The organism is Mesorhizobium sp. M1E.F.Ca.ET.041.01.1.1 (assembly GCF_003997355.1).
GTDB lineage: Bacteria > Pseudomonadota > Alphaproteobacteria > Rhizobiales > Rhizobiaceae > Mesorhizobium.
On the sequence record NZ_RZSL01000154.1, the window covers coordinates 1 to 11,703 of the forward strand.

11 protein-coding genes are annotated in these 11,703 nt (G+C 64.3%); 6 read left to right on the forward strand and 5 right to left on the reverse strand.

Annotation, left to right across the window (positions count from 1 at the left end; genetic code table 11):
- The 3 genes from EOA38_RS15040 to EOA38_RS15050 all read left to right on the forward strand — a co-directional run.
- On the forward strand, nt 1-382 hold a 382-nt coding region (locus EOA38_RS15040), incomplete at its 5' end, for a DUF305 domain-containing protein (RefSeq protein WP_245480836.1).
- Between the two features lie 92 nt (nt 383-474).
- Nucleotides 475-1,320, forward strand: a complete 846-nt coding sequence (locus tag EOA38_RS15045; protein WP_127299555.1) for an aldo/keto reductase — start codon at nt 475-477, stop codon at nt 1,318-1,320.
- 94 nt (nt 1,321-1,414) lie between these two features.
- Nucleotides 1,415-2,173 (forward strand): MBL fold metallo-hydrolase, encoded by a 759-nt coding sequence (locus tag EOA38_RS15050; RefSeq protein ID WP_245480837.1) that lies wholly within the window; start codon nt 1,415-1,417, stop codon nt 2,171-2,173.
- 107 nt (nt 2,174-2,280) lie between these two features.
- On the opposite strand, the gene EOA38_RS15055 is transcribed toward EOA38_RS15050, so the two are convergent.
- The 3 genes from EOA38_RS15055 to EOA38_RS15065 form a co-directional block, all read right to left on the reverse strand.
- On the reverse strand, nt 2,281-2,850 hold the full coding sequence (locus EOA38_RS15055) for a TetR/AcrR family transcriptional regulator (protein WP_127299557.1): 570 nt from the start codon (nt 2,848-2,850) through the stop codon (nt 2,281-2,283).
- A 9-nt stretch (nt 2,851-2,859) separates the two neighbouring features.
- Nucleotides 2,860-3,324 (reverse strand): nuclear transport factor 2 family protein, encoded by a 465-nt coding sequence (locus tag EOA38_RS15060; RefSeq protein WP_189434683.1) that lies wholly within the window; start codon nt 3,322-3,324, stop codon nt 2,860-2,862.
- Between the two features lie 99 nt (nt 3,325-3,423).
- Nucleotides 3,424-4,014, reverse strand: coding sequence for a TetR/AcrR family transcriptional regulator (locus EOA38_RS15065; protein WP_126090505.1), 591 nt, complete (start codon nt 4,012-4,014; stop codon nt 3,424-3,426).
- 368 nt (nt 4,015-4,382) lie between these two features.
- Between EOA38_RS15065 and EOA38_RS15070 the strand changes: the two genes are divergently transcribed.
- Both EOA38_RS15070 and EOA38_RS15075 read left to right on the forward strand, forming a co-directional pair.
- A complete protein-coding gene (locus tag EOA38_RS15070; RefSeq protein ID WP_245480838.1) occupies nt 4,383-5,096 on the forward strand; it encodes a DUF3313 domain-containing protein in 714 nt (237 codons plus the stop codon).
- 127 nt (nt 5,097-5,223) lie between these two features.
- Complete coding sequence (locus tag EOA38_RS15075) at nt 5,224-5,751, forward strand: isoprenylcysteine carboxylmethyltransferase family protein (protein WP_127299559.1); 528 nt, start codon at nt 5,224-5,226, stop codon at nt 5,749-5,751.
- On the opposite strand, the gene mutS is transcribed toward EOA38_RS15075, so the two are convergent.
- Nucleotides 5,752-8,475, reverse strand: a complete 2,724-nt coding sequence (gene mutS / locus EOA38_RS15080; protein WP_245480839.1) for a DNA mismatch repair protein MutS — start codon at nt 8,473-8,475, stop codon at nt 5,752-5,754.
- 254 nt (nt 8,476-8,729) lie between these two features.
- On the opposite strand from mutS, the gene EOA38_RS15085 reads away from it, so the two are divergent.
- Nucleotides 8,730-11,009, forward strand: a complete 2,280-nt coding sequence (locus tag EOA38_RS15085; RefSeq protein WP_126090501.1) for an NADP-dependent malic enzyme — start codon at nt 8,730-8,732, stop codon at nt 11,007-11,009.
- Between the two features lie 92 nt (nt 11,010-11,101).
- Here EOA38_RS15085 and EOA38_RS15090 read toward each other — a convergent pair.
- A partial coding sequence (locus EOA38_RS15090) for a porin (protein WP_145965967.1) occupies nt 11,102-11,703 on the reverse strand: 602 nt, incomplete at its 5' end.

Here is an 11,703-nt window from a genome sequence, read left to right on the forward strand (position 1 = left end):
GGCCAAGAAGATCGTGCTGCTGCTGATGGCGGCGGGAATGCTGCTCGCGGTGTTCCTCGAAAGCGTTCCGGCGCAGTCCGAGGAGATGAAGCACGACATGTCGGGCATGGCGATGGGCGCCGAGAGCCCCGCTACCGTCGGCTACAAGGCGGCGATGGACAAGATGCACGAGGACATGATGCTCAACTACACCGGCAACGCCGACGTCGACTTCGTCCGCGGCATGATCCCGCACCATCAGGGCGCGATCGACATGGCCAAGGTGGTGCTTGCCAACGGCAAGGATCCGGAAATCCGCAAGCTCGCGGAAGGCGTCATCAAGGCGCAGGAAGCCGAGATCAGAGAGATGCAGGACTGGCTTGCCAAGCATCCGGTGAAGTAACTCCCTCGCCGGGAATCCGGTCGAAGGCGAGGACTTCAGTCTGGATTTCCGGCCACGGCTGTGCTGCGATCCGGCCTCACGCGGAGCAGACCATGTCTTCTGAAATCAGAACCACCACCCTGCCGTCCGGCGAAGCCGTTCTGGTGCTGGGCCAGGGCACCTGGAAGATGGGCGAGGACCGCCGGCGCCGCGCCGACGAGGTCGCGGCGCTGAGGCTCGGCCTGGACCTCGGCATCACCCTGATAGACACGGCGGAGATGTATGCCGGCGGCGGCGCGGAGGAAGTGGTGGCGGAAGCCATCGCCGGGCGCCGCGACGAGACCTTTCTGGTTTCAAAGGTGCTGCCGACCAACGCTTCGCGCACCGGCGTGAAGCGGGCCTGCGAGAACAGCTTGAGGCGGCTTTCCACCGATCGCATCGATCTCTATCTGCTGCATTGGCCGGGCAGCGTTCCCTTGGCCGAAACCCTCGAAGCCTTCGAGGCCTTGAAAGCCGCCGGCAAGATCCGCCACTGGGGCGTCAGCAATTTCGACACCGACGAGATGGAGGAGCTGGTCGGCCTGCCCTCCGGAGGCAACGTCCAGACCAACCAGGTCCTCTACAATCTCTCGCGGCGTGGCCCGGAATTCGATCTCGCGCCCTGGAGCCTTAAGCGCGGCATTCCGCTGATGGCCTATTCGCCGGTCGAGCAGGGCGCGCTCGCCCGCAATGCGAGGCTTGATGCCGTAGCTGCCCGCCACAAGGCCACGGCGGCACAAATCGCGCTCGCATGGGTGATGGCGCAGAAGGGCGTCATCGCCATCCCGAAGGCCAGCCGGCAGGAGCACGTCCGCCAGAACGCCGCCGCGCTCGACATCAAGCTGACCAAAGAGGACTTTGCCGATCTCGACCGCGCCTTCCCGCCGCCGACGCGCAAGCGCGGGCTGGAGATGATCTGAGGCCGAACCTCACCGAAAATTGCGACCGAACAGAGAGCAAGCATTGGAACGAATCTCAGCCGGGTCTCATCACACGACCTATGAAATCGGAGACATGAGGGTTACCTCGCTGCGGGACGGGTATGTCGACATGCCGGTCCGGCGGCTGCGGCAGCCGGGAGACAAGCCTTTCGGCGCCGATTTCCCATCGTGGGTGCCGCTCTTCGACGGCGCGCTCAGATTATCGGTCAATGCCTTTGCCATCGACGACGGCCGTGAAATCACGCTGATCGATACCGGGTCCTCGAACGCCTGGCACCCGACGATGGGGTTTCTGCCGCAGGCGTTGAGCGAGGCGCGGATCGCAATCGATCGGATCCGCACGGTTGCGTTCACTCACACGCATCTCGACCATATCCACGGGCTCGTCCTTTCCGACGGCGAGGACGGTTTCCCGCAGCTCTCCCGCCTGCTTGTCCCGCGGCCGGAGGTCGACATGTTCCGGGCAGTGGCAAGGCTGCAGCGCTTCCATGATCGAGCCCAGCCCTTCGACGCCGGGCAACGCCTGAGCACGGATATCGAGACGATCGCCATTCCCGGTCACGAAGTCGGTCACACATGCTTTCGCGTTGTGAGTGGGGGCGAGACACTGTTGATCTGGGGCGACACCGTGCATGTGCCGTCGCTTCAGTTCGATCGCCCGGAGATCGCATGGGAGTTCGACGCCGACCAGGCGCAGGCGCGTGCAAGCCGGTTGCGAATACTGGGCCTTGCTGCCGACAACGGCCATTTCGTTGCAGGCGCGCATCTCGATTCACCCGGCGTTGGTCGGGTTTATCGAACCGAAACAGCTTTCCGCTTCGAACCTGTCTAGAGGTCAATGCATGTCGCGCAAAAGTGTGCAGCGGTTTGCGAAAACGACATGCATAAAAACTAAAGACTTAAGGCGCGTCGCCTGAATCCGTTTCAGCGCGACACGCTTTAGTCGCTTGCCGGCAGCCCAAGCCGCATGCGCATCCTGCCCAGCGCTCGCGAAAATACGCTGGCATCGTCAGCGGCGCGGGCAAGCGTGAGTGCACCCTGGATGGCGGCGACGGTTTCCTCGGCTAGCTCGGTTGCCTTGGCTCGTTCATGGCCAACTTGGGTCAGCGCCTCGGCAAGCTGCGTGACCCAGCGGCCGAAATAGTCCCTTATTTGGCCGGCGAAGAGGTCGCGGGATTCATCCAGCGCGAAGGCGCCGATGAGGCAAATCCGGCGCCCCGAGCGGAAGTAGCTGTCGGTCGCATCGAGCATCTGCCCGATCCCCGTTCTTGGATCTGAGTTGTCGCGCAAGGGCGCAAAGACATTGTCCTCGAACCAGCCATCGATATGGGCAATGACGGCTCTCGCCATCTCTTCCTTGCCGCCGGGAAAGAAGTGGTAGAGGCTTCCCTTGCCGAGCCCTGTCGCCTCGCCGATCAAGGCCAGGCTGGCGCCCTCATAGCCATGCTCGCGGAAAACCTCGGCCACGATCCCCAGCAACTGGTCGCGATCCGGAGCGATGCGCCGCATCCATTCGTCCTAAAGCCCGAGTTCCGAGAGGCCGGGATGGTCGTCCGGACGGCGGCCGAGCGGCCAGTGATACTTCCGCTCGCCTTCAGCGATCGGCATGTCGTTGATGCTCGCCACGCGGCGGCGCATGAGCCCGGCTTCGTCGAACTCCCAATTCTCGTTGCCGTAGGAGCGGAACCAGTGGCCGCTGTCGTCCCGCCATTCATAGGCGAAGCGCACGGCGATGCGGTTGTCGTTCCAGGTCCAGACCTCCTTGATCAGGCGGTAATCCAGCTCGCGCGTCCATTTGCGCTTGAGGAAGCCGACGATCTCGGCGCGGCCGGAAATGAATTCGGCCCGGTTCCGCCAGATGCTGTCCTCGGTATAGGCGAGCGACACCCGCTCCGGGTCGCGGCTGTTCCAGGCGTCCTCGGCGAGCCGTGCCTTCTGCGCTGCTGTTTCGGCCGTGAAAGGCGGCAATGGTGGACGGCTCATGAAAATCTCCTGTCCTCGTTCGGTTGACCGGATATTGTACCGATCGGTACAATTAGTCAACACGGCTTGTGTTCTTTGCGACGCCTCAGGCGGCTGGATCTATCGAATCTCGGTTTTCAGCCTTTCAAAGGCATCCCGGACATATCCCGCCAGCGGATGCCTGGCGTGTTGCTGCTGCCATGTTTCGACGGCCAGGCGCAACGCGACGACTGTCACCAGAGAGACCAGTCGCAGACTGTCGCGCGCTTGGTCCGGCTGCAATTCGCATAAGCCGTCGAAAATGGCTTGCTCGAACTGCAGGTAGCCCGTGTGCCTCCGCGAGCGCAGCGTCTTGCTTTCCCGCATGATCTTGGCCGTCGCCATCATTTGTGATCCCTGGAAACTGCCGATAATATTGAGCAATGCGTCGCGGGCGATGTCGATCGCCGTTCCCGTGGGGGGCTCGGCAAGGATCGATGCTTTGACCACGCTTGCGTGGTTGCCCAGGGATGCAAACAGCACCTCGTCCTTGCTCTTGAAGTAGTGGAAGAACGTCCGGCGCGAGATGCCGGCGGCAGCAGCTATCTCGTCAAGCGTGGTCGCGTCATAGCCATTGGCCAGGAAAGCCTTCAGGCCGGCGTCGGCGATACGGCGGGACGTTTCTCGCCGCTTCCGCTCGCGCAGGCCTTCCGGTTTTGGCGCATCGTTCATGGAGCGCTCCTGCCACGACCTTTCCTCAAATGCGACAAGAAATTTGGCTCACATTCAAGTCCCGTCATCACGCCTCGCCATAATGGTGCCATCAATTTATTGCACTGAGTGCAATTATTGACCGTCCCCCAAAACGCCCCGCCGGGCGCACCCAGACAGAGGCATCCATGGCAGCTTGCTTGCGTTCCCGTCGCGAGGCTCACATCAGTCGTGGCCCGTTCGATCCGCGCGCGTGCCGCGCGGATCACCGCGTAATATGGCCGTTTGTGCTGGTCTTGAGCATGCTCGCGGTCGGCTGCGCGTCCGCGCCCCTGGATCAGGTAGGCTCGCTGCAATCCTATGACGAGTTGAAACCGTCGGACGGTTTGTTGGCCCGCTCACTAATGCGGGTGAGCAAGGACGACGTGCTTGCGGCAAAGACCGTTCGGATCATTCCGACGGGCTTCTCGCAGTCCGCCGGCGGAAGATCGACATTGTCCCAAGCGCAGCGCAGCCTTGTCACCAACGCTGTCGACAGGACGCTCTGCTCGGGCTTGAGCCAGCGCTTCCCTGTGGTCGATCTGACCGAGCCCGCCGACCTGACGGTCCATGCCATGGTGACGCACGTGACGCCGACGAACGCTTTGGCGGTCGGCGTTTCGAAAGTCGCCTCAACGGCGGTTTCCGTCGCGCTGCCTGAAATGCGGGTCCCGGTTCCTCGTCTGCCAATCGGATTGGGCAGCCTGTCGCTCGAAGCCGAAGCGATCGGCGACAACGGCAAACAGGCGGCGGCGATGATCTGGGGGCGCGGCGCCAACGCCTTGCTGGATTCCGGCCGGGTCGCCCGCGAGGGCGACGCCTACGACCTGGCGGCGAAGTTCGGCGACGATTTCAGCAAGCTCCTGGTCACCGGCAAGACGCCGCTGAACAAGCTGCCATCGCTGCCGACGAGGGCGGAATTGCGCGCCATGGTCGGCGGCGGGCCGAAATATCCCGCCTGCAAGGCCTTCGGCAAATCGCCCGGTCTCGTTGGCTTCGTCGGCGATCGGATGGGATTGCCGCCGGCCTGGACCGACAAGGGAGCCGCGGTACGCGACGACTGAGGCGGGTGATACAAGTGCAGAAGAAGTCCCCGATGCCGCTTTCAGCTTTTCAACAAGGCAGAAGGATGCGTTTCCTTTGGCTGGTTGCTCCCGTCGTCCTGGCGCCGGCCCTGCTTGCGGAGAGTGGGTGGCGCAAGGCAGCACCTTTCGCGAAATGCTGGAATTTGCGGGTACCGTGCTGATCCTCATCTGTATCGGCGGCCGCTGCTGGGCATCGCTGTATGTTGGCGGACGCAAGAACCGTGAACTCGTCACAACCGGCCCCTATGCCTATACGCGCAACCCGCTTTATTTCTTCTCGGCCCTTGGACTGGCCGGCGTCGGGCTGACATTCGGGTCGCTGATCCTTTCGGCGTTTCTCTTTGCCTTCACCTATCTAGTCTTTTCCTATGTCGCGACGCGCGAAGCGATCACGCTGGACGCCATCTTTGGCGAGGCCTATTGGCGCTATTGTCAAAGCGTGCCGGCCTTCTTTCCCCGTCTGTCGCGCGATTACGACGACGTCTTGGGCCCGTCTCCCGTCACCTTCGACTCGGTGGCGCTGAGGCGGACCGCCATCGACAGCTCTTACTTCCTTGTGGCGATACTGGCGGTCGAATTGCTCGGCTGGCTCCAGTCGGCAAGGCTGGTGACGCCGATGTTCCGAGTGTTTTGATTACCGGTCCGCCAGCCCCTTCAGCCGATAGAGCGCCTCCAGCGCCTCGCGCGGCGTCATCTCGTCCGGATTGATCGCGCCGAGCGCGTCGCCCAGCGCATCGCTCTTCACCGGCTTCGGCGCTTCGCGCTTCACCGCCACGGAAAACAGCGGCAGGTCGTCGACCAGACGGTTGGTCTTGCCAGAGACTTCGCCTTCCTCGAGCTGGTGCAGCACTTGCCTAGCGCGCGCCACCACGGCTTCCGGCAGGCCGGCGAGCCGCGCCACCTGCACGCCGTAGGAGCGGTCGGCTGCACCCTTGCCGACTTCGTGCAGGAAGACGACGTCGCCTTCCCATTCCTTGACCCGCATGGTGACGTTATGAAGTCGGGGGAGCTTGCCCGCCAGCGCCGTCATCTCGTGGAAATGCGTGGCGAAGATCGCCCGGCAGCGGTTCTTCTCATGCAGATATTCGACCGCCGCCCAGGCGATCGACAAGCCGTCGAAAGTCGCCGTGCCCCGGCCGATCTCGTCGAGGATCACTAGCGCCCGCTCGCCCGCCTGGTTGAGGATCGCCGCCGTCTCGACCATCTCGACCATGAAGGTCGAACGGCCGCGCGCGAGATCGTCCGAAGCGCCGACGCGCGAGAACAGCCGGTCGACGACGCCGATATGGGCGCTCTGCGCCGGCACGAAGGAGCCGGTCTGGGCAAGGATGGCGATCAGCGCGTTCTGTCTGAGGAAGGTCGACTTGCCGCCCATATTGGGACCGGTGAGCAGCCAGATCGCGCCGGCCTTCGCCCCGCCTTCCGGGGAGAGGTCGCAGTCATTGGCGACGAACGGGCCTTCGCCCGAACGCCTGAGCGCCTGTTCGACGACTGGATGCCGGCCGCCGGCAATCTCGAAAGCGAGGCTGGCATCGACCGCCGGCCGGCACCAGCCCTCGCTTTCGGAAAGAAGGGCCAGCGCCGCCGACACGTCGAGCACTGCGAGTGCCTCGGCGCCGGCGCGGATGCTGTCGGCCTCGCCGACCACCTCCGCCGTCAGCCGGTCGAAAGTGGCAAGCTCGATGCCCAGCGCCTTGTCTGCGGCGTTGGCGATCTTCGATTCCAGCTCCGCCAGTTCCGTCGTCGTGAAGCGCATGGCGTTGGCCATGGTCTGGCGATGGATGAACCGCGCCTTCGCCGCGTCGCTGCCGGTCATCACGCCATGATGGTTGGCGGTGACTTCGATGTAATAGCCGAGCACATTGTTGTGCCGGATCTTCAGTGAGCGGATGCCGGTCTCCTCGACCAGCGAGCGTTCCAGCCCGGCGATCACCTTTCGCGACTCGTCGCGCAATGCCCGCATTTCGTCGAGCTCGGCATTGTAGCTCGACCGCACGAAGCCGCCGTCGCGTTTGATCAGCGGCAGTTCGTCGTCGAGCGCCTCGCTGAGATGGCGGGCGAGCGCTTCGGGCAAGGCCTTGATCGCCGCCAGCGCCGCGCCGAGTTCGGCGGGCAGGGCCGTCGTCGCGAACAGCGCGGCGATCGCGACCGCCGCCTCGAAACCGGCGCGCAGCGCGCCGAGATCGCGCGGGCCGCCGCGATTGAGCGCCAGCCGCGACAGCGCCCTCGGCATGTCGGCAACGCTTTTCAGGCTCGTCCGCAGGCCTTGGCAGAGCCGCGTCTCGGCGCGGAAGAACGAGACCGAATCCAGCCTTGCGGAAATCGCCGCCGGGTCGGTCAGTGGCGCCATCAGCCGGTCGGCGAGCAATCTCGCGCCGCCGCCGGTCACCGTGCGGTCGATCGCCTTGAACAGCGAGCCGTCGCGGCTGCCTGACAGCGTGCGCAACAGCTCCAGATTGGCGCGCGTCGCCGGATCGATGAACAGCGTCGAGCCGCTCTCCTCGCGCTCGGGTCGCGACAGCGGCGGCCGCTCGGCCTTCTGCGTTTTCTCGACATAGGCAATGGCGCCCGAGATCGCCGACAATTCGGCGCGCGAGAACGTGCCGAAGCTGTCGGGCGTCGCCACCTCGAAAAAGCGGGCGATGCGGCCGGTGGCCGATGCCGAATCGAACAGCGACGGCGGCTGCGGGTTGGCGACCCGCCCGAGCACGTCGAAGACCGGCCGCAATTCCGGGTCGTGGAACACCGGTTCGGCGACGATCAGCTCGCGCGGATCGACGCGGAAGATGTCGGCAAGCAGCCGTTCGGCCGTGGTTTCCGCCACGCGGAACGCGCCGGTCGAGATGTCGATCCAGGCCAGCGCGAAGCTGCCTTGGCTGGCCGCATTGCCGCCCTTCACCCGTCCCAGAGCCATCAGGTAGCTCGATTCAGAGGGCGCCAGCAGCTTGTCCTCGGTGATGGTGCCGGGCGTGACCAGCCGTACCACGTCGCGGCGCACCACCGATTTCGAGCCGCGCTTCTTGGCTTCCGCCGGGTCCTCGATCTGTTCGCAGACGGCGACGCGAAAACCTTGCGCGATCAACTTCTGCAGGTAGTCGTCCGCCGCATGCACCGGCACGCCGCACATCGGAATGTCGTGGCCCTGGTGTTTGCCGCGCCGGGTCAGCACGATGCCGAGTGCCTGGCTCGCCTTTTCGGCGTCGTCGAAGAACAGCTCGTAGAAATCGCCCATGCGGTAGAAGAGCAGCGAATCCGGGTTCGCCGCCTTGATCTCGATATACTGCTCCATCATCGGCGTGACGGTGCCCACGGCGGGCGCCGGCGTCGTCGTCTCCTGGGCGTCGGTATCGGTCGGCATGTGCATGTTCATGCTTCGACGCTAGCAGAAGTGGCAGTGCGGTTTAATGCCGGCGCCTCGAAAAGCAGGGGAAAGCGCGAGCTATGCTGCCAGCCGGCTGCCAACTGAGCCGCCGCATTGCCTTGTCCGCCCGCGTTGAAGCAGCTTCGCCGGGCTTGGCGGTTTACAGCGGCCGCGTGTAGCCTTAATCCGGAATGCCATAAGAAAGCACCCGTCCCAAGCGGTGCCGCACAGGTGAGGAAATCGAAAGCATCATGGCCAAGAAAACCGAAAGCAGCGGGCCCTCCGTCAGCGCGCAGGAGGCGCTGGAATTCCACGCCATGGGGCGGCCAGGCAAGCTGGAGATCGTCGCCACCAAGCCGATGGCAACCCAGCGCGATCTCAGCCTCGCCTATTCGCCGGGTGTGGCCGTTCCCGTGCGCGCCATCGCTGAAGACCCGAGCCGCGCCTTCGACTACACGGCGCGAGGCAACATGGTCGCCGTCATCTCCAACGGCACCGCCATCCTAGGCCTCGGCAATCTCGGCGCGCTGGCCTCGAAGCCGGTGATGGAAGGCAAGGCGGTGCTGTTCAAGCGCTTCGCCGATGTCGATTCGATCGATCTCGAGGTGGCGACGGAGGATGCCGACGAGTTCATCAACTGCGTGCGCTTCCTCGGCCCCTCCTTCGGCGGCATCAACCTCGAGGACATCAAGGCGCCGGAATGCTTCATCATCGAACAGCGCCTGCGCGAGCTGATGGACATCCCGGTCTTCCATGACGACCAGCACGGCACCGCCATCATCTCGTCCGCCGGGCTGCTCAACGCGCTGGAGATCACCGGCCGCGACATGAAGACCACGAAGATGGTCTGCAACGGCGCGGGCGCCGCGGGCATAGCCTGCATCGAACTGATGAAGGCGATGGGTTTTTCGCCGGAGAACATCACCCTCTGCGACACCAAGGGCGTGGTCTACCAGGGCCGTACCGAGGGCATGAACCAGTGGAAGTCGGCGCATGCGGTCAAGACCGAGGCGCGCAGCCTCGCGGAAGCGCTGGACGGCGCCGACGTCTTCCTTGGCCTCTCAGCCAAGGGGGCGCTGACCACCGCGATGGTGCAGTCGATGGCGAAGAACCCGATCATCTTCGCCATGGCCAATCCCGATCCGGAGATCACGCCCGAGGAAGTGGGCGAGATCCGCACCGACGCCATCATGGCGACCGGCCGTTCGGATTACCCGAACCAGGTCAACAATGTGCTTGGCTTTCCCTATATCTTCCGTGGCGCGCTGGATGTCCGCGCCACCACCATCAATGACGAGATGAAGATCGCCGCGGCTCGCGCGCTGGCGGAGCTGGCGCGACAGGACGTGCCGGACGACGTCGCCGCCGCCTATCAGGGCAACCGGCCGAAATTCGGCCCCAACTACATCATCCCGGTGCCGTTCGATCCGCGCCTGATCTCGGCAATCCCGCTCGCGGTGGCCAAGGCCGCGATGGACTCCGGCGTTGCCCGCAAGCCGATCCTTGACCTCGACCGCTACGCACAGGAGCTTTCGGCGCGCCGCGATCCGATCGCATCCACGCTGCAGCGCATCTACGATCGCGTCCGCCGCCAGCCCAAGCGCATCGTCTTCGCCGAGGGCGAGGAGGAGCAGGTGATGCGCGCTGCCGTCTCCTATGTGAACCAGAAGCTCGGCACCGCAATCCTTCTCGGGCGCGACGACGTCATCAAGGAGAACGCCAGGAACGCCGGCATCGACTTGAACAAGCAGGGCCTCGAGATCATCAATGCCCGGCTGTCGCGCCGCAACGCGATCTATACCGACTATCTCTACGAGCGAATGCAGAGGAAAGGTTTCCTGTTCCGCGACTGCCAGCGCCTGATCAACAACGACCGCAACCATTTCGCCGCCTGCATGGTGGCGCTTGGCGATGCCGACGGCATCGTCACCGGTGTGACCCGCAACTATTCGACCGCTCTCGACGACATCCGCCGCGTCATCGACGCCAAGCCCGGTCACCGCGTCATCGGCGCCTCGATCGTTCTGGCGCGCGGCCGCACCGTGATGATCGCCGACACCGCAGTGCACGACATGCCCAACGCCGAGCAGATCGCCGACATCGCCGAGGAGGCTGCCGGCTTCGCCCGCCGCATGGGCTATGAGCCGAGGCTCGCCATGCTTGCCTATTCCACCTTCGGCCATCCGCAGGGCGAGCGCTCGGAGCGGATACAGGAGGCGGTACGCATCCTCGACAAGCGCCGCGTCGACTTCGAATATGATGGCGAGATGGCGGCCGACGTGGCGCTGAACCCCCGCGCCATGGCGCAATATCCGTTCATCAGGCTCACCGGTCCGGCCAATGTGCTGGTGATGCCGGCGTTCCACTCGGCCTCGATCTCGACCAAGATGCTGCAGGAACTCGGCGGCTCGACCGTCATCGGCCCGCTGCTCGTCGGCTTGAACAAGCCGGTGCAGATCGTCTCGCTCAACGCCAAGGATTCAGACATCGTCAACATGGCCGCGATCGCGGCCTACACGGCGGGGAATTGACGAGCAGCCGGCGCGTAAACGGCCCTGCATGGATGGAACAAAAAGGCCCGCGGCGATGCCGCGGGCCCTTCCATGTGAGATCGCAGCTTCGATCAGAACGAGCGCTGGAAGCGGACGATGCCGCCGACGCTGTTCTTCTTGTCGGCCTTGGTCCAGTTGACGGCCGAGGTGCCGTCGCCGAAGTGGCCGAAATGATCCCAGTCGACTTCGGTCGTGATCGTGAAGCCCGGAACGATGGTGTAGGCGACGTTGGCTGCGAGCGCGTAGTTCTTGTCGTCGTCAGCCGACGCCTGGAGGTTGAACGCCGTCTTCTCGTTGAACTTGTAGGTGCCGCCGCCCCAGACAGCCCAGTTGCCGCCCCACGGCTTGTAGAAGCCGCGGCCGTGAGCGTCGATGACGTTGCCGGCATCGTCGGTGAGGTTGTCGTCGGTGCCGTAGCCGCCCATGATGAACAGCGTCAGTTCCTTGGTGACATTGACATCCAGGCGAACCTTGCCGGCCACTTCCTCGTAGTTGCTGTCATAGGCCACGACGCCGGTGACCGCGCCCCAGTCGCCTTTGTACTTCACGCCGCCGACGACATGCGGAACGTAGCTGTCGATCGTGCCGGATATGCCCGAGCCGTCCGAGCCCTCTTCGAGCGAGACCACGCCCGAGAAGCCGTTTCCGGCGTCGAAGTAGTACTGGACGACGT

Bases quoted from the DNA above. Each gene is read 5' to 3' on its own strand.
- EOA38_RS15060 (WP_189434683.1), bottom strand. From the start codon at position 3,324: ATGAGCCGTCCACCATTGCCGCCTTTCACGGCCGAAACAGCAGCGCAG.
- mutS (WP_245480839.1), bottom strand. From the start codon at position 8,475: ATGCCGACCGATACCGACGCCCAGGAGACGACGACGCCGGCGCCCGCC.
- EOA38_RS15045 (WP_127299555.1), top strand. From the start codon at position 475: ATGTCTTCTGAAATCAGAACCACCACCCTGCCGTCCGGCGAAGCCGTT.
- EOA38_RS15055 (WP_127299557.1), bottom strand. From the start codon at position 2,850: ATGCGGCGCATCGCTCCGGATCGCGACCAGTTGCTGGGGATCGTGGCC.
- EOA38_RS15085 (WP_126090501.1), top strand. From the start codon at position 8,730: ATGGCCAAGAAAACCGAAAGCAGCGGGCCCTCCGTCAGCGCGCAGGAG.
- EOA38_RS15065 (WP_126090505.1), bottom strand. From the start codon at position 4,014: ATGAACGATGCGCCAAAACCGGAAGGCCTGCGCGAGCGGAAGCGGCGA.
- EOA38_RS15050 (WP_245480837.1), top strand. From the start codon at position 1,415: ATGAGGGTTACCTCGCTGCGGGACGGGTATGTCGACATGCCGGTCCGG.